Raw genomic sequence first — 18371 nt, 5'->3', positions numbered from 1 at the left:
AAAAAAACAAAACCCCGTCCCTGCATGGAAAAATCCATACAGGGACGAGGTTATATTCGTGGTTCCACCCTGATTACCGCTATAAGAGCGATTCCTTAATTAAGTCTGTAACGGTGACGGCCGATATAGCATACTAAAATTCTGCTATACAGTTTGAAAGTGGTAATTGCTAAGATTATCTTAAAACGCTCACAGCAAATGCGTCTCTCTCTGAATGATAATATCCTGACAATCATGTCTTTCGCATTACTTTTGATAAAATTCATTATAGCATTAAAAATAGCGGTGTCAAGTGGTCCTTAATTTATATCATTATCAATCATATATTCGGCTATTTGTAAAGCATTAAGTGCTGCACCTTTTCTTATTTGGTCACCAACCACCCAAATATTGAGGGCATTTTTAATGGAATAATCTTTTCTTATTCGACCGACATATACATTGTTTTTGCCAGAAGTCATAAGCGGCATTGGATAATCCATTTCGGACGGGTTATCCTGGACAGTCACACCAGGAAAAGCAGACAGTAATTCTTTTGCCTCAACAACACTTATTTCGTCGGTAAATTCGATGTTGATCGATTCAGCATGACTTCTAAAGACCGGTACACGTATGGTCGTTGCAGTAATGCCGATAGAATCATCATTTAGAATTTTATGGGTTTCATTGATCATCTTCATTTCTTCTTTGGTGTACAAATTTTCCTTAAATACATCAATTTGCGGAATGAGATTGAAAGCAATCTGGTAATGTTTTGGAAATGCTGCTCCCGGCAAAATCTCTGCTTTAACCGGATTGCCGGCGACAATGTCTTTTGTTTGCTGCTGCAGTTCGGCCATTGCCTCTTTACCGCCGCCAGAAACAGCCTGATAGGTAGAGACTACTATACGCTTGATTTTTGAGCGGTCGTACAGCGGTTTAAGTGCCATTACCATGATTATTGTTGAGCAGTTAGGATTGGCTATTATACCTTTATGTTCTTTGATAAATTCAGGATTGACTTCCGGGACGATAAGCGGTACATCGGGATCCATGCGAAATGCACTGGAGTTATCAATGACGACTGCGCCTGCTTTTACAGCAGCCGGGGCAAAAGTTTTACTGGCGGCACCACCGGCAAACAAGGCAATCTGAATATTTTCAAAGGAATTATCGGTTGCTTCTTCAACAGTGTATTCCTTACCCATAAAAGTTATTTTTTTGCCGGCAGAACGTTTGGAAGCCAGTAATCTAAGTTTAGCAAAAGGGAAATGCCGTTCTTCTATGAGTTTTAAAAATTCCTGCCCTACAGCACCGGTTGCTCCTAAAATAGCAACGTTGTATTTTTTCATGTATATTCCTCCGTTACATTATTTTGTCGAGGTTGCGGACTAAGCCTTTTAAATGAATTACTTTTTTACATGCCAGCAAAACCCCCGGCATAAAGGAAGTACGGTCAATAGAATCATGGCGTATAGTGAGTGTCTGACCGAGACCGCCGAAGATTACTTCCTGATGAGCTACGTAACCGGGCAGACGTACACTATGAATTGGAATGCCGTTTAATTGTGCACCGCGCGCGCCTTTTAATTTTTCTGTTTCATTGGGATTGCCTTGTTTCATTGGTTTGCGTACTTCACTGATCATTTCAGCGGTGGTGATTGCCGTCCCGGAGGGAGCATCAAGCTTTTGGTCATGATGTAATTCGATTATTTCGACATTAGGGAGATACTTGGCGGCTTTCTTGGCCATTATCATCATGAGCACGGCACCAATAGCAAAATTTGCCGCAATAAAAGCCGGAGTATTATATTTTAAAGCTATTTCATTAAGCTTATCCTTAGCTTCATCTGATAGTCCGGTTGTACCAATGACAGGACAAACATGATTTTCAAGTGCCTGGCAGGCATTATTAAAAACTGCATCGGGACGTGTAAAATCAACCATTACATCAGGGTTCACAGTAGTGATTACCCGTTGCAAATCACTGTCGACAATGATACCGGTTTTTGCTGCTCCGATGAGATCACCGATATCCATTCCACCAGTGACATCAACGGCACCGACTAACTCTAAGTCCTTGTCGGCAGTTACAGCAGTCAGAACGGCACGGCCCATTTTGCCGCGGGCACCGTTAACTATAACTTTGATCAAAAGATTACCTCCTAATAGATTGTAACATTGTATAATGTCTTGCTTTATTATACTAAAAATATAAATAAAATCAATAGAATAACCATGAAAGTATTATTTTTTATTACGAATGTGTTTTTTATTGAAATACCAAATGCCGCCATAAACTATTATAGCTAATATAATTACTATGAACAAACGTTCTAAGTTCTGGTTGTAGGTGAAGATATCATGGCCGATCATAACTTCGAGAGCAGTTGCCGGCAATTTGCCGATAAAACTGGAAAGAGCATAATCTTTGGTTGATATTTTACTTATGGCACCAAAGGCTGTGAGTACACCGGAGGGAAAATAAGGCAGTGACCGTAACACCAGCATGAGCTTGAACCCGCTTTCACCGCTGAAATCATCGATTTTGCTTAGTTTAGAACTTTTATGAATAAGTTTTTCAGCTGTGGGACGGAGAATAGTACGCATTAACCAGAAACCTATCACTACGCCGATGCTTTCAGCAATCCAGGAAATCATTATGCCGATAGCAGGACCAAACAATAAACCATTGGCCGTGATTATAAATATAGATGGCAGGCCGACAATATTAACGAGCAATACCAGCATAAATCCAAGGAAAATAGCCAGTGTGCCGAATGAATCAATGTAGGCGGCTATTTCCTCCATATTGCCATTGACGGCCAGATAGAAAATATTGTTATAAAAATCCGGTGCCAGGACATACACACTGCCAATTAAAATAATGAGCAGCCCATAACCTAAAAACTTTACTTTTGTTTCTGCTTTCAATTAGTAGTACTCCTCAGATTAATTTGTTTACGGCCTTATTTTATCATAAATTGATTTTCATTACAGTAATATATTATAGCAGATTTACAAAATGAAAATTTTCGACAGTAGAATTGGTTGGCTTTATCGGATTATATTGCAAATGAGCCGGTTATGTTTTATACTCAGTGTATTGGTAGTATCTCTGTGGGGAACTGCACAATGATTATAGTATTATAGAAGTGTCACACGTAATATAGTCAATTTATGAATATGCAATATGCTTATCATTGCGGAAACTGTATTTTACGAAACTGATACCATTCGTGCGACAGATTAAAAACACCTGTTATGTCCATTATTTTATATTATGCTTTGATCCTTGCGGGACAAAGACTGACACATATTGCATTAGGAATAATAATGTCTTTTTCATTTAAAAATGCATCAGCCTTTGTTGCGACGATGTATTCGGGTGAAAAAGGCATTTTTTATTTTTTAAGGAGTTGATATTTATAAATATAGGATTTATCGGAGCTGGAAAGGTTGGTAAATCATTGGGGATATATTTAAAAAAGCATTGTCTGACTGTTGCCGGATATTACAGCAGATCATTTGAATCTGCCAACAATGCTGCAAACTTGACACAAAGTACAGCTTATATATCACCTGATGAACTGACTGCCGGCTGTGATATTATTTTTATAACTGTGAATGATGATGCATTACCGGATGTTGATGCTCAGATCGCTGCGCTGTTACGGCGGAAAACGTGGCGCTGCAAAGTATGGCTGCATACGAGCGGAGCTCATAGCAGCGAATGTCTGAAAAATATTAAAATTGCCGGAGGGGCAGTAGGCAGTATTCATCCATTACAAAGTTTTAGTGATCCACAAATCAGTGCAAAATTTCTTGAAAAAACATTTTTTACTATTGAGGGAACAGCACAAGCACTGTTGGTAATACAGGAGATTTTGAATGCTGCTGATGCCGATTATGGACAAATAACTGTACGGCAAAAAGCCCTATACCATACCGGAGCTACAGTAATATCCAATTATCTGGTTACATTACTTGATTTTGGCATGCAATGTATAGAAACAGCAGGTATTGATAAGAAAGCTGTGTTTTCAGCAGTTGCTCCACTTATAGAGGGAACACTGGACAACATAAAACGATATGGCACAGTTAAAGCGTTGACGGGACCAATAGTCCGCAATGATGCGGGGACAGTAGCAGCGCAATATGACAGTATTAAAAAATATTTGCCGGAAAAAACTGAGTTATATCGTATTTTGACTATAGCAACAATAAAAATGGCAGAAAATAAAAGAATTACACTGTCTGATGCCCAAGAATTAAAATGCTTATTAAAAAAGGAGAACTATGATGAATAAAGATAAATTTACGACGCAATCGTTTTTTGATGCCAAACAGACCGGTAAAAAAATAACTATGCTGACTGCATATGACTATTCAATGGCACAAATTGTCGATGGCAGCGGCATAGACAGTATTCTTGTTGGTGACTCACTCGGTATGGTCATGCAGGGTAATAAATCAACACTAAAAGTGACAATGGAAGATATGGTTTATCATTCCCGTTGTGTTTCCCGTGGGGTACATAGAGCTTTGATAGTTGCCGATTTACCGTTTTTGTCTTATCAGGTCAATAGTGAAGATGCCATACGCAATGCCGGCAGGTTGATCCAAGAGGGCAGTGCAGATGCAGTGAAATTGGAAGGCGGACAGCGTATGGTGCAGACAGTACAGGCTGTTGTCAATGCACAGATACCAGTTATGGGGCATATTGGCTTGACACCTCAGTCGATAAATATCATGGGTGGGTTTAAAGTACAGGGAAAAGAAACAGCTGCTGCACAGAAGCTTATAGATGATGCTATGGCTTTGGAACAAGCAGGCGTTTTTAGCATTGTATTAGAAGCGGTACCGGAAAAGCTTGCACAAATAATAACTGAACGGGTCAAAGTACCTACTATCGGAATAGGTGCCGGACGATATTGTGATGGACAGATTCTTGTTGTAAATGATGTATTAGGAATGTACAGTGATTTTACACCCAAATTTGTAAAGAAATATGCTGATTTAAAGACAAGCATCACAAAGGCACTTAATAACTATGCCGCAGAAGTGCAAAACGGACAATTCCCTGAAAAGAAGCACACTTTTAAAATTGATGAAACAGTTTTGGAAAAGTTATATTGATAATAATGATTGCCGTTGTTTATGAATCTCATCAGCAAATTTATATTTATTATGACCTTGTTTTTTCGCTTCGTACATTGCCGAATCGGCCAGGTTAATCAATTGTTCAACGTTTTTACCGTCAGACGGATATAAAGTAATGCCGATACTGGCACTGAGTTTTAGGTAATGGCCATCTGTTATAAATGGTTCTGAAATGGTTTTCAATATTTTTTCGGCAATTTTTGCGGCAGAATTTCGTGTTTGCAGATTAACCGCAACTACCAGAAATTCATCACCGCCAATACGGGCTGCTGTATCCGTTTCACATATGGAACTGCGCAGGACTGCAGCAAAATGTTTAAGAGCAGCATTGCCGGCTGAATGACCATAATTGTCATTTATCTTTTTAAAAAGATTTAAATCCATGAACATTACGGCGACAAGTCTATTATAACGTTTGGACATACTTAAAGCGGTGGAAAGCCGTTCACTGCTCAGCCTGGCATTGGGCAGATCAGTAAGTATATCATGTGTTGCCAAGTGAATAAGTTGATTTTCAAATTTTCGGCGCATGCTTATATCACGTGTTACACCGACAAGTTCGATAAATTTCCCATTGCTGTCATAAACTGAATTCATAGTAAGCTCGCCCCAGAATAAACTGTTGCCTTTACGTTTTATCTGTACTTCCTGGCGATAAACATGAGCTGATTTATTGGCATTTATATTAGAATATATCTCAGTTAAAATTTTTTGTATGATTTCCCACGAGCTTTCAGCAAACATATTTTTGATAGATGATTTAAGACACTCGTCCACAGTATAGCCGGTTATATTTCTGACGGTTGGACTGACATAAGTTAAATTACTATTTTTATTTAATGTCCAGATTACATCCAACGAGTTGTCATATAAAAGTTCATTGTTAGTTTCACTTATCGAAAAATCATTCTGCAGATAAGTGATTCTGGATAAGTCGATAAGTGAAGTCAATAATATCTTATCAAGAACCACTGCGATAATTAATGTGCGGCGGAGTGAAAAATCAGGAGAAACCAAGTTCATTTCACAAGGATTAGTTGGAGTACCCGGATTGCTTACTGCCTCATGCACAACCTTTTTCCATATATAATAATTGGTTTGTTCTGCGTCATCAGAATTATTTTTACTGAACCAATCAGATAATGACATTATGTCACTTGTAAATTCACCAAAAGTTTGTTTAAAATGTTGGTTGACATATAATATCCTGTATTTGGGTGAAAGCAGACTTAGACATATTGATGTGGGAATATTGTCAATTACCTTATGCATTAGTGAATTATCTGCCAGATGTTTCATATTTATAAACTTATTTTCTATTATTAGATTTTTTTCCAGCAGATCGCGCATTTTTTCCATTAATTTGATAATATTGGGGGGGAAATGGTTTTCTTTGTTATCGAGAATACAGATTGTGCCAAATGGAGTGCCATCAGAATCCCGTATAGGAAAACCTAAATAGGCAATCATATTATATTGCAGATCAGGATTGTGATTCCATTTATCCGATTTTAATGCATTATCGACGAGTAGCATTTCCTGTTTTTTTATGACTGTTTCGCAATAAAGACCGGAGTCTTTCAAATGATTTTTTTCGCCTATGAGATAGGGACTGGTTTTGTTGGTATTTTTTGTGAGTACCTCCAGGTAATCTCCATTTATATGCATGATTAGACCTGCTTTGACTCCGCTGATGCTGACAATTAAATTTAAAATTTCCTGCCATTCTGTTATTATTTTGTCTGAAATTATAAAATTTTTCATTTGATTTTCACTTCTTTATATACAAAATTAATACATAATGATTATTAATTTATATGCATATTCTATAACATAAATTATATAGAGAGAAAGTCTGTTAGTAAAGTATAATTTAATCAATAAATAGCATGAGGTAAATGTAATTTTAAGGTATGCAATATATTGACTATCACTATTATAAAACATTTACTGTGTGTATGTTTATCAAAATATTCATAAAATAGGAAAAGCTAAAATAGTATTCAATTAATATCAGTCAGCACGACACAAAACAATCATTCATAGATTTTATAGAATACATAAAAAAATTGAGCATTTAAGACAAAATAAATAGATAAATTTGACTGGCAGGCTTTTGTTTTATTGATATGTCTGCTACAATTTAAAGCGTAATGTCTGAATGTAATAATTATTTTATGGCGTTGCCAAATAAAATTTTATAAAGAGGGAATACTTGTGGATATAACAAAAATTCGGCCGGCCTGGGTGGAAGTCGATTTAGATGTATTGGCGCAAAACATGCGCGAAATTCGCCGCCTTACTGCTGAAAAGGCTCAGGTGACTGCGGTTATAAAGGCAAATGCCTATGGGCATGGTTCCTGTGAAACGGCCAAAGTAGTATTGCAAAATGGTGCTGACCGGCTGGCCGTGGCAGAACTTGATGAAGCGATAGAATTGCGTCAGCACAATATAACGGCACCTATTTTGATCCTCGGCACAGTGTTCCCCGAGCAGGCTGACTTGGTCGTTTTATATGGCATAGATATTCCAATATTTGATTATGATATGGCTAAAGCTTTTTCTGATGAGGCGGTACGACAGCATCGCAATGTACGGCTGCATATAAAGATTGACAGCGGCATGGGACGTATCGGTTATCAGCCTAATGAAACCAGTATACAGGAGATAAGACGTATCAGTAAGTTACCGGGTATCGTCATGGAAGGCATTTTTACACATTTTGCCACAGCTGACAGCAAGGATAAAAGTTTTACCAATGAACAATATAAACGTTTCAAATATGTCTGTACCCGTCTTGAAGAAGAAGGGGTAAAAATAAATGTACATCATTGCGCCAATAGTGCGGCTATTCTTGACTTACCCCATTATCATTGGGATATGGTTCGTGCCGGTATAATTATTTATGGACTGGCACCGTCAAGTGAAGTAGATATAAGTAGAACAGCTTTGAAACCGGTAATGTCATTTAAATGCCGTATTACCCATATAAAAAAGCTGCCTAAGGGCAGCAGTGTCAGTTATGGCCGAAAATTTATTGCTGACAAGGAGTGTATGATAGCTACTTTACCAATCGGTTATGCCGATGGTTATACTCGTATGCTTTCGGGAAAGGCAGATGTTTTGATTCATGGACAAAAAGCACCTGTTGTAGGAAATATTTGCATGGATCAATGTATGGTGGATATAAGCGGGATAAAAAATGTTCATAGCGGTGATGAAGCAGTATTGTTCGGTTCCCAGGGCAGGGCTGTGATAACTGCTGACGAAATAGCTGAAAAACTCGGTACGATAAACTATGAAATAGTCTGTATGATGGCACGGCGATTACCACGGGTGTATTTATGCGATGGCAGGCCAAAGTTTTATCGAAACTATCTTTTGCCGATAGAGTAATTTTTATAAAATTACCCGGCTGAGGCGCAATATCATTTGATCCTATGCTTAAGGGGCCGCTGCACGCAGCCCCATTTTTATTATCACAAAAAAAATACAGTATCTTTTGAGAGAAAATAAAGCACTATTTTTAAGACTGATGTTTTTTGAAGTATTGCTTTGAAGTATAAACGGCCTATATTATTAATACAATATTAACAATAATAATTTAACGATATAATATATATGAAATAAAATAAAGCACATGTATATGGGAATTAAATTTACTTAAAAAAGAGATGTATTATTATGCCAGTAGATCTCCTAAACCAATATCTTCCCACAGTCTCTACTGGTTTATCCATATTAATAATGCTTATAATATTTTTTCATATCATGGCAGAATTGGAAGAAAAATTTTATTAAAACATTAAATATGATTAATGGTTAAATTTACCTGATAATATACTATAAGATATCATTCCAATTACTCCTACAACCATAGCCGAAAAATATAAGCTGCGAATTCCATACATGAAAACAGTATTTCCCAATATAATAGGACCAATACCATACCCTAGTTCAAGTAATGCATAAAAAGTAGCTGTCGAAGTACCTATTTCATTTGGTGAAACTTTATTTATAGCAATAGTATGTCCTCCTGCTGTGATACCTGCATTTGCTGTTCCTATTAAAAAAGCACTTAATAATAACACACTTTCAGTATGAGCAATACCAGTCAGAAACATAGATATAATTATTAAAATCAAAGCCGGATACATTATGATATTACTGCCACATCTATCAAACAATTTACCAATAATAGGACGGCTTATAAATGAAGCTATCCCATAAACAATAAAATATATTCCCGCAGCATCAGCTAATCCAATCATTTTGGCATATATTCCTATATAACTCAGTACTGAAGAAAAACAAATTCCGGATAAAAAACCAATAAATCCAATTGGCAAAGTTTGTTTAGAAATAAAATGGCTAATAGATTTGCTTAATTGTGAATCATTACACTTTAGTGTAGAATGATTTTCTGGAATTTTCACGAAAATAGTAAGGGCAATAATTATTATAGACATTAAAGCAGCAATATATAGTCCAACAGAAAAAATTTCTTTATTGATAAGCGTTAAAATGATAAACGGTCCAAAAGCTGATGCCAAGGTCATGCTTAAAGTAAAGTATCCAATACCTTCCCCTTTTTTTGATCTTGGAATGATCACAGCTGCTAATACACTAGAGGCAATAGTAATGATTCCAAACCCAACGCCATGAAAAAATCTTACTATGATAAACATATTGTAACTAATTGCCGCAAAATATAGTATTATTCCTATTGAATAGATTATGGCACCTATTAAGATTGTCTTTTTACGCCCGATAATATTTATATAAAATCCAGAAATAAAACGGGAAATCAAACTTCCTATTATGAATATTCCTGATGCCATACCAGCTTCACTCACTGTAGTATTAAAATATTTCATAGAATAAATAGTTGAATATTGCATCATTTGGTATGAAATTGTATACACTAAAAAATTTATGACAATATTTTGTATATAAGTTTTTGTCCAAAAAGACTTTTTCAAGAAAACCACCTGATTTTATTAAAATAATATTTTGGGGAAGTTTTAAAATTTTTATACGCAGGATTTGAATTTATAATATAATTATAGTGTAATAAAAACTTTAGATGGACAAATTTTACTGCGTGATACATTCGTTTATGAAATAATAATAGTTGCAGAATTTGATATATAAAAGTGGTATAATATTTTTATAAATAATGGAGAGGTGTGTAGCTTGGATGACTTGGACTTAAAAATCATAGAATTATTAAGGGAAAACTCCAGAGCTTCTATGAAAAGCATAAGTGAAAAAGTTCACTTAACTGCTCCTGCTGTAAAAAACAGATTAAATAAGCTGGTCGCAGATAAAGTAATAAAACAATTTACTATAATAACCGGTGATGATTTTTTAAAGAAGACAAAATCATTTGTAACATTATTTATGAAAACAACATCACATCAGCAATTAAAAAGATTTTTGAGAAATAATGATAAAGTTCTTAGTGCTTACCAGATAAGTGGTGAAGGTGGATATTTGATTAATTTAGTATATAATAATCAAGTTGAGCTGTTAGATTTTTTGAATAAATTATCAATATATGGTACATATCAGGTTAGTATTTCGATTGAAAAAATTAAATAAATATAATTTATTCAGCCCGGTAATGTAAAAAAGGACGCCTGATCGATATACCGTAAGATAATCAATCAGACGTTCCCTTTTATGAAAAATATATAATATTTTTAAATAATTGCCGGTTTTTCTGGAAGGTTCAAAATATACATTAGGCGACTTTGTCTTTTTTTAAAAGTCTGCCGAGTAATTCTTGCTGTATCTTCTCAGCGGCCCCCGAGATTTTTAGATTAAGCATTTTTTGGCGGATAAGACGGCGTTTATCGGGATTATGCAGCAGGTCCTTAATTAATGCTGGAAGCTGTGCAGTTTCATGAGCCCAAAATCCCAAACCATTTGTTTCAATGAAACGTGCATTGGCCTCTTCTATACCGGGGATAGGTGATGAAATTATGAGCGGTATGCCGACAGCCAGCGCTTCCGACAATGTGGCACCACCGGGTTTAGTGATAAGAAGGTCACATTTTTTCATATAAAAAGCCACATGTTTTGTAAATCCGATTACAGTAAAATTTTTGTGGTATGTGGACAGTTCTTTTAGCTGGGAATAGTATTGTTTATTATTGCCGGTTATAAAAGTTACTGAAATTGTCGATGGGAGCCGCACGGCTGTATTTATTAAACAGGATATATTCTGTTGTGTTTGATTGCTGGTCATAATCAGGATATTATTTGATATGGCGGGAGGATAGACAGGGGTAAATTCTGTACCTACGGGAATTCCTGTGGGAATAATCTGGCAGGCTGGATTGAAATCAACGGGAAATTGCCCGACAAGAGACGGATGTGCTAAAAAATATGTGTCGACGGAGTCTATTTGCCAGACAGGGTGTACTGTATAATCCGTTACGATGCCGACCAATTTGAAAGGTAAATGATATTTTTCTTTGCAGGAGGCAGCCGCTGCCAGCGGAAAAAAATGTGTGCAGACAATACAATCAGGATGATATTTTTTTGCGAGTCGGTGGATTATATGCCGGTTCATTTTTCCAATAAGATATTTTATATTGTTGAGCCGATTATTTTCACTGACATGGCATATTGAACGAAAAAAATCAGGTTTATATTGTAATATCCTCTGATATACATTACAAAATAAATTATTTAAATCATAGGAAGATGCTTGGAGAAAATCAACAGTATTTACATTACAATTGGCAGCAGTAAGTTTATGCTGCAGATTTAAAGCAACCTGATTGTGACCGTTTCCTACGGATGCAGTTAATATCAAAACATTCGTCATAATAATCACCTCATATCATTAAATGAATTCTAAATATGCTATGTTTTTATCATACTATATTTTTTACTTGCAGTATATGGCTGCGAGAATAACTAATGTTAAGATTTTGCTAAAATTGTATTATATATGTTAATTGTGACTGATTTTTTGATAATTGATTGCAAAAGATATGCCTATGGTGTGGATAGCAGCGAGTGGTTATTTTGTTATTTTATTATTTTTAATGATAATTATTGTAAATTCAGTAATTCCGTGAAATTTTATCCTTTTCACCTAATGGGAAAAAATGTATAATACAGTGAAGATGCCGTCAGGCGGCAGAATTGATTTTAATAGAGGTGCTTGTGGGTGAGATTTAATAGAATTTTTTTAGTATGTTCCTTATTGTCGCTTTTGTTTACACAGTCAGTATTTGCCTTTGGCTTTATTGACGATAATTCAGAAAAAATTATCAAGGATACTTGGGATTCACAAACCTTTAGTCAATTGGAAAGTGGAATTGTAGCGGTACCGCAATCGATGGTTGATAGCTATGTCCAGTCGGCTGTGACCAATTATCCGGATATAAGCAGCCTGGAAGTTTTGATTCATCCGGACAATCTAATTGAGGTAAATATTGACAGCAAGGCATCAGGTAAAGTAAAGCTGGAAGGGACAATAACGCAGTTTGTCCAAAATAGGGATATATCTTCAATGACAGTTCATATCCAGAAAAAAGAACTTGTGGGTCGTCCATTGACTTCATGGATATTTTCCCGAGTAAGTGCGGGACTTTTGGTAAAATTGTTCGGTAATCCGCTTAATGGCAATGAATATGGAATTACTACTGATGTTGATGGTAATAATTTAATAATTAATTTTAAACCATTTATCGATCAGTCATCATTAAAAGATGTTACAATAATGGACAGTAGTCTTGTGGATGCAATAAACATAGACAGTGTGAGCACACAAGAAGGTACATTGTTCTTGCATACTTCTCTTAACGGCGGCAGTGTGGCTTTTAATGCTGTCAAAAGTTTCTTGTAATAAATGGCGGCAGATATCCTTGGACTGATGTACTGATCATTGGTCAAAGATATAACAGGCTGTCGCACTAATGGCATTAGCTTCATAAAGTGTAATTCGCTGCCGTCATGTGGTTATCTGTCTTTTGTGGGCAGATGGGAACGAAATAACACATTTGTGAATGAAAATGTTTAGGTGCGACAGCTTTGTTTATTTCCAGACATAAAATTAGGTATAAGTCTTACACTGATTTTTTGTGAAAAGGATAAATTATAAGATAAAATGAGATTAGAGCACCAAATTCTCCTAATACGATAATAACGGCCATGGGAATTGCCGTGTTGCTGCCGGCTATTCCCACAAGAGGCGCCATTACGGCACCGGATATCATAGAAAAAAAGCCAATGAGCGCTGAGGCTCCACCGGCAGTTTTTCGCTGAGCCTGCATGGCCAGTGAAAAGCTGGTGGAACTCATGACAGATACTGTAAAAATGACCAGAAATAAAATAATAATAATCAATGAAAGCGGAGCTTTGGTAAGAAAACAAATAAGCAGAAGGAAGCTGCCGCAAAAAGCTTGCAAAAGCGATATTAGCAAGAGTTTCCATTCAGCAATATGGCCGGCCAGCCTGTTGACAAGAACTCCTCCTATCATAAGGCCGATGCCATTAGCACCAAAAATGTAGCTGAACTCCTGCGGTGAAACATTATAAATATTTTGAAATACAAAAGAAGAACCTGAAATATAAGCAAAAAATGCAGCAAAAGCAAAACATTGCATTATGCAATGTCCCATGAAATAACGTTCTTTGAATAACAGAGTAAAGCTATGCAGACTTGCCGAAAAATTGCTGGAAAGACGTTTTTCTACCGGAAGTGTTTCGTTCATAGTGAAAGCGCCTATACTGAGCAATATACCGATTAGAAAGAGGAAGATAAATATACCGCGCCATGAAGAAAAACGTAAGATTTGGGCACCTATAACCGGTGACAATATCGGTGCCAGACCATTAACAAGCATCAGCATGGAAAAAAATTTAGTTAGAGCCGGGCCGGAGCATACATCGCGGGCAATGGCTCTGGCAATGACGATTCCCGCTCCACCGGTAAATCCCTGGATAAGACGAAATACCAGAAAAATATCGATCGATTTTGACAAGGCGCAGATGACAGTCGATATAGCAAACAGGACCATACCCAGAAATAGGGGGATTTTTCGTCCTTTACTGTCACTGAGCGGACCGGTAAAAATTTGGCCGATAGCCATCCCTGCCATAGATGCTGTTAATGTCATCTGAATAATTGACGGTGACACGGAAAAACTGTTCATCACTTCCGGTAAAGATGGCAAGTACATATCTGTTGAAAGTGGTGCTATAGCTGCCAGCGTACCTAAGAAAATAGTAAGCATGGTTGTATTGATTTGTTTATTATGGTTTAATACTGTCATAAAATGATTTATCTCCTTCACTGGCGTGGCTGGACAGAAATAAGGCTGTGAAAAAATTGTGCGTAGTATTTTAAACTTCTTGATAACAGCATGGGCAAAGTTTTTTCTTTTTTTATTTATGTTCATGATGTTTTAACAGAGCAGATTAATAGGGAACATATAGAAAAAGCGGCTATTATACACGCCAAAGTACAATAATAGCCGCTTACTAGTATGCCATACAAGTGTCATTGTATATTATTTTTATGCCATGTTTTGACTAGTTCGGAAGCGGCGTACTGTGGGTCAGCAGCTTGTGCTACTGCGGAGACAACAAAAAATCCGGCGGCTTTTGTATGGGCTAGCTGCGGGATATCATTTATTTTGACACCACCGCCAACGACGACAGGAATGGGACTTATTTCTGCCAGTTTTGTAATATCAGCAAAGCTCCGCGTGATGATATTGCCTTGCTTATCTTTGCCACAATCCGGTTTTGTGGCAGTTTCATGCAGTGGACCTGCCCCAAAATAGTCGATTTGACTTACATCGACTGTTTTTACATAGGAAAATAATTCATCTGTTTTTGCCGATAAGCCTATTATGGAATTTTCTCCTAAATATTTTCTGCAGATATTTACGGGGATATCCGTTTGTCCGACGTGAATGCCATCCACCTTTATACTTGCTTGTCTTGCAGCTAAAACAACATCGAGACGGTCATCAACGAGAAGAGCAACTGTATCTGTTTTACCGGCTGCGGCAATGACAGCCGCAGCCTGCTTGGTAAGCTCTATGAGTTCACGTGCCGATGCTGTTTTGGAACGTATTTGTATACAAGTGAATCCGGCATTGACGGCGGCTTTTATAATGTCTTTTACAGGGCGGTTATTTGTATTTTCAGGACCGACCACTAAGTAGGCAGAAATATTTAGGCCTTTTCGCATATTCATTTTGAATCCCCCAGAATATGGTTTATTTTTGCGGTTTTTTCCTGCATCATGTTTTTGAATCCGGGACGTATATCTGCTTTCAAAACAACTTCAGTGCGGATTCCTTTTTCTGCTAATATAAAGGCGGCTTCTTTAACCACTTTCATTACGTCATCCCATTCGCCTTCAATCTCGGTAAACATGGAATTGGTTCTATTAGGCAGACCTGAACTGCGGATAACTTGAACAGCTTTGGCTACATCTGGGGACAATTCATCTCCCACACCGCAGGGAGCGATGGCAACAGCGATTAATGTATTCATTTTTTATATCTCCTCTATGGTAAATAAGTTGGCAGCCACATCTTCAGCAGTTGCCTTATAAAGTTCATCCAGAAATTGTACCTGAAAATGGCCGGGACCATGTATAGATCTTTCGGCACGTTTCCCAGCTAAGTTATAAATGGAAACAGCGGTTAGCGCTGCGATAAGCGGAGATGAAACTGTTGCATAAATAGCAATTACTCCACCCAGAGAACAACCTGACCCCGTAATTATTTTGAAAAAAGGTGAACCGCCATATGAAAAGATAATATGGCTGCCGTCCGTGATCAGGTCTATTTCACCCGATACGGTCACGGTGCCGCCGGTCCATTTTGACAAAGAAATTGCTGCTTGTTTGGCAGAAATTACCTCATCCGTAGAATCAACGCCACGGATGCCTGAACGTGCCACACCACTGGGTAATCCCCATAAGTTGGCTAATGCAATTATTTCTGAAGCATTACCGCGTATTACATCAGGTTTATAATTTTTTAACAAATTAAGTAATTTTTTTCTTAAACTGCCCGCACCTATACCCACAGGGTCTATGATCAGTGGCTTTTTTTGATCATGCAGGGTTTTTACTGCCAGGGGAATGGATTCTTCATAGACAGGCAGTAATGTCCCAAAGTTAATATACATGGCATTACCGGCTTTAGCCAGAGCTTCGGCTTCATCGGGCAGATAGATCATTGCGGCTGAACCGCCAACAGCAAGCTGGGCATTGGCTACAAAATTTATTGTAACGGTGTTTGTAATAGAAGCTGCCATAGGGTTTTTCTTTTTTACATTGGTTATTGCCTCAATAATTTGTTTTTGGATACATTCTTTGGAAATCAATTTAATTACCCCATTTCTTTTTTTGATAAAAATCAGTTGCTAAGTTGATTGTATATGTTAAATTGAATAGAAGAATAGATAAGATCATGATGATTTTTTATGGTAATGGAACGCTATTATTATGAGGTGTTAATATAATAATATATATTAATCCTAACAGGATAATATAGAAATGCAAGACCAGATGTTTATGATGATATATTATTTTAGTAAACATTTATCAATATGACCTGGAATAAACAGTCTGGAATGACAAACCGAAAATTGGTGATATAATAAATGGCATGTTTGATTTTATTACTAATTTGTCTTCTGCAACAGATTAGCTCAGTCTTTTCCGGATAAAATGAAATGATATTTTTAATAATCGTTAAGAATATCATTTTGTAGGTATAGGTATTATTATACTTATCAGTGAAATATACTTATATCATAATATACCAGAAATCTCTGTATTCAATCGGTATTTTTATATTGCCTGAATAATCAAAGAAAAATATATTCTAGGAGGAAAAGTATTTATTTATGAATTCATTCATTGGACAATTATGTGAAAAACAGTTCCATCTCAGTAAATATAGTACTTCTGTCGGCACGGAAATTATTGCCGGTTTGACAACTTTTGCCACTATGGCATATGTTCTTGCTGTTGTCCCTAAGATGCTGGGGGAAACGGGCTTGCCTGTGGGTGAAATCCTCACAGCCATGGTGATAATGATTTTTTTGACGACAGCAGCGATGGGATTATATACGAATCGGCCATTTGTGCTGGCTCCCGGAATGGGTAGTGTTGCGATTTTTTCGATCACATTAGTGCAGCTCCAGCATGTTTCTATAGGGATAGCAAGTGCTATTGTTTTTCTCAGCGGCATTTTATTTTTAGCCGTTACTATATTGGGAATACGGGAAGCTATAGTTCTGGTAATCCCCAAAGGAATAAAAATATCCATTAGTGCCGGGGTGGGCATGTTTTTGGCAGTCATTGGCCTGCGTAATGCCCATGTGCTTGCTGCCAATGCTGAAAAGGTTGCACTATCATTCGGCAATATATCACAGCCTGTTGTTATATTGGCTGCCTTGGGTTTTATTTTGTTGTTGGCATTAGAAGCGCGCAAAGTTCGCGGTGCAGCATTGATTAGCATTATTATAGTGACGATTATTGGCATTCCCATGGGGATTACCAAAATACCAGGTATGCTGTTTACCATACCATCCGGAATAAGCAAAGTTTTCTTTAATTTTGATTTGATCAGTGCGTTGAACATCAAATATCTGCCTTATTTATTTGTTTTTTTCCTGCCTGATTTCTTTTCCAGTTTTGGTACTGCTATCGGTATTGGCGGTAAAGCTGGTTTCCTCGATAAAAATGGTGACTTACCAGATATTGATAAAGTTTTTAAGGTAGATTCTATTGCCGCAACGATTGGTTCATTTTTTACTATTCCGGTATTAATTACATATCTTGAATCCGGTTCCGGTGTGGAAGCCGGAGGACGCACAGGACTGGCATCTATCACGACTGCGATAATGTTCCTTCTCATGCTGGCGGTGACACCTGCAGCCCTTATGATTCCGGCGGCAGCCACAGCACCGATACTTGTTTATGTCGGAGTGAGCATGATGTCGGGAATGCGTAATCTGGATTATTCGGATATGGCTGAGTATATCCCGGCATTCCTTTGTGTTGCTTTTACCGCTTTTACTTTTAATATCGCAAATGGTATTGCAATTGCTTTTATCGCTTATGTAGTCATTAAATTAGCCGCAGGCCGCTATAAAGAATTAACGATTGGTCATTATTTGCTGGTATTGTTATTAATGTACTATTTCTATGCAATAGCCGGTGTAGAATAAAAGGA

General features: G+C 37.1%; 16 protein-coding genes and 1 other annotated feature. Of the genes, 6 read left to right on the top strand and 10 right to left on the bottom strand.

What is annotated here, in order from left to right:
• Positions 1-37: 37 nt before the first annotated feature.
• Positions 38-256, bottom strand: a binding site (T-box leader).
• A gap of 43 nt (positions 257-299) precedes the next feature.
• From I6751_RS01515 to I6751_RS01505, 3 genes are all read right to left on the bottom strand, one after another.
• Entirely contained in the window at positions 300-1331 is a 1032-nt protein-coding gene (locus I6751_RS01515; RefSeq protein WP_196590182.1) for an aspartate-semialdehyde dehydrogenase, read from the bottom strand.
• 13 nt (positions 1332-1344) lie between these two features.
• Positions 1345-2133, bottom strand: a complete 789-nt coding sequence (dapB, locus tag I6751_RS01510) for a 4-hydroxy-tetrahydrodipicolinate reductase (RefSeq protein WP_182187913.1) — start codon at positions 2131-2133, stop codon at positions 1345-1347.
• 93 nt (positions 2134-2226) lie between these two features.
• Positions 2227-2913, bottom strand: coding sequence for a TVP38/TMEM64 family protein (locus I6751_RS01505; protein ID WP_182187914.1), 687 nt, complete (start codon positions 2911-2913; stop codon positions 2227-2229).
• A gap of 485 nt (positions 2914-3398) precedes the next feature.
• On the opposite strand from I6751_RS01505, the gene I6751_RS01500 reads away from it, so the two are divergent.
• Positions 3399-4289 (top strand): Rossmann-like and DUF2520 domain-containing protein, encoded by an 891-nt coding sequence (locus tag I6751_RS01500; RefSeq protein ID WP_196590184.1) that lies wholly within the window; start codon positions 3399-3401, stop codon positions 4287-4289.
• Positions 4282-5118 carry a 3-methyl-2-oxobutanoate hydroxymethyltransferase gene (gene panB / locus I6751_RS01495; protein ID WP_196590260.1) on the top strand — a complete coding sequence of 279 codons (837 nt, stop codon included), beginning with the start codon at positions 4282-4284 and terminating at the stop codon, positions 5116-5118. Before I6751_RS01500 ends, panB begins: the two co-directional genes overlap by 8 nt.
• On the opposite strand, the gene I6751_RS01490 is transcribed toward panB, so the two are convergent.
• Complete coding sequence (locus tag I6751_RS01490; RefSeq protein WP_196590185.1) at positions 5110-6906, bottom strand: sensor domain-containing diguanylate cyclase; 1797 nt, start codon at positions 6904-6906, stop codon at positions 5110-5112. The genes panB and I6751_RS01490 overlap by 9 nt on opposite strands.
• A gap of 453 nt (positions 6907-7359) precedes the next feature.
• On the opposite strand from I6751_RS01490, the gene alr reads away from it, so the two are divergent.
• Positions 7360-8538: an alanine racemase gene (alr, locus tag I6751_RS01485; protein WP_268233956.1), complete on the top strand. Its 1179-nt coding sequence runs from the start codon at positions 7360-7362 to the stop codon at positions 8536-8538.
• 419 nt (positions 8539-8957) lie between these two features.
• Here the strand turns inward: alr and I6751_RS01480 are convergent, their stop codons facing one another.
• Positions 8958-10124: an MFS transporter gene (locus tag I6751_RS01480; protein ID WP_196598970.1), complete on the bottom strand. Its 1167-nt coding sequence runs from the start codon at positions 10122-10124 to the stop codon at positions 8958-8960.
• Positions 10125-10338: 214 nt separating this feature from the next.
• Here I6751_RS01480 and I6751_RS01475 point away from each other — a divergent pair, with 214 nt between their 5' ends.
• Positions 10339-10746 (top strand): Lrp/AsnC family transcriptional regulator, encoded by a 408-nt coding sequence (locus I6751_RS01475; protein WP_196590188.1) that lies wholly within the window; start codon positions 10339-10341, stop codon positions 10744-10746.
• A 142-nt stretch (positions 10747-10888) separates the two neighbouring features.
• Here the strand turns inward: I6751_RS01475 and I6751_RS01470 are convergent, their stop codons facing one another.
• Positions 10889-11980 carry an MGDG synthase family glycosyltransferase gene (locus I6751_RS01470; RefSeq protein WP_196590190.1) on the bottom strand — a complete coding sequence of 364 codons (1092 nt, stop codon included), beginning with the start codon at positions 11978-11980 and terminating at the stop codon, positions 10889-10891.
• Between the two features lie 348 nt (positions 11981-12328).
• Between I6751_RS01470 and I6751_RS01465 the strand changes: the two genes are divergently transcribed.
• A complete protein-coding gene (locus tag I6751_RS01465; protein WP_196590191.1) occupies positions 12329-13009 on the top strand; it encodes a hypothetical protein in 681 nt (226 codons plus the stop codon).
• 220 nt (positions 13010-13229) lie between these two features.
• On the opposite strand, the gene I6751_RS01460 is transcribed toward I6751_RS01465, so the two are convergent.
• The 4 genes from I6751_RS01460 to thiM all read right to left on the bottom strand — a co-directional run bounded on the left by I6751_RS01460 (position 13230) and on the right by thiM (position 16512).
• Entirely contained in the window at positions 13230-14438 is a 1209-nt protein-coding gene (locus I6751_RS01460) for a multidrug effflux MFS transporter (RefSeq protein ID WP_196590193.1), read from the bottom strand.
• Positions 14439-14665: 227 nt separating this feature from the next.
• Positions 14666-15370: a thiamine phosphate synthase gene (locus tag I6751_RS01455; RefSeq protein WP_196590194.1), complete on the bottom strand. Its 705-nt coding sequence runs from the start codon at positions 15368-15370 to the stop codon at positions 14666-14668.
• The gene (locus tag I6751_RS01450; protein WP_182187923.1) at positions 15367-15672 is read right to left on the bottom strand and encodes a thiamine-binding protein; all 306 of its coding nucleotides are present in this window, start codon (positions 15670-15672) and stop codon (positions 15367-15369) included. Before I6751_RS01450 ends, I6751_RS01455 begins: the two co-directional genes overlap by 4 nt.
• Positions 15673-15675: 3 nt before the next feature.
• Positions 15676-16512: a hydroxyethylthiazole kinase gene (gene thiM, locus I6751_RS01445; protein WP_231037766.1), complete on the bottom strand. Its 837-nt coding sequence runs from the start codon at positions 16510-16512 to the stop codon at positions 15676-15678.
• Positions 16513-17037: 525 nt separating this feature from the next.
• Between thiM and I6751_RS01440 the strand changes: the two genes are divergently transcribed.
• On the top strand, positions 17038-18366 hold the full coding sequence (locus I6751_RS01440; RefSeq protein WP_196590196.1) for an NCS2 family permease: 1329 nt from the start codon (positions 17038-17040) through the stop codon (positions 18364-18366).
• Positions 18367-18371 lie beyond the last annotated feature (5 nt).

The sequence above is a fragment of the Pectinatus frisingensis genome (assembly GCF_015732285.1).
GTDB classification, from domain to species: domain Bacteria; phylum Bacillota; class Negativicutes; order Selenomonadales; family Selenomonadaceae; genus Pectinatus; species Pectinatus frisingensis.
This window is presented reverse-complemented; position numbering and strand designations above follow the sequence as displayed.

Bases quoted from the DNA above. Each gene is read 5' to 3' on its own strand.
- I6751_RS01450 (WP_182187923.1), bottom strand. From the start codon at position 15,672: ATGAATACATTAATCGCTGTTGCCATCGCTCCCTGCGGTGTGGGAGAT.
- panB (WP_196590260.1), top strand. From the start codon at position 4,282: ATGAATAAAGATAAATTTACGACGCAATCGTTTTTTGATGCCAAACAG.
- I6751_RS01490 (WP_196590185.1), bottom strand. From the start codon at position 6,906: ATGAAAAATTTTATAATTTCAGACAAAATAATAACAGAATGGCAGGAA.
- I6751_RS01455 (WP_196590194.1), bottom strand. From the start codon at position 15,370: ATGAATATGCGAAAAGGCCTAAATATTTCTGCCTACTTAGTGGTCGGT.
- I6751_RS01515 (WP_196590182.1), bottom strand. From the start codon at position 1,331: ATGAAAAAATACAACGTTGCTATTTTAGGAGCAACCGGTGCTGTAGGG.
- I6751_RS01460 (WP_196590193.1), bottom strand. From the start codon at position 14,438: ATGACAGTATTAAACCATAATAAACAAATCAATACAACCATGCTTACT.
- I6751_RS01440 (WP_196590196.1), top strand. From the start codon at position 17,038: ATGAATTCATTCATTGGACAATTATGTGAAAAACAGTTCCATCTCAGT.
- I6751_RS01470 (WP_196590190.1), bottom strand. From the start codon at position 11,980: ATGACGAATGTTTTGATATTAACTGCATCCGTAGGAAACGGTCACAAT.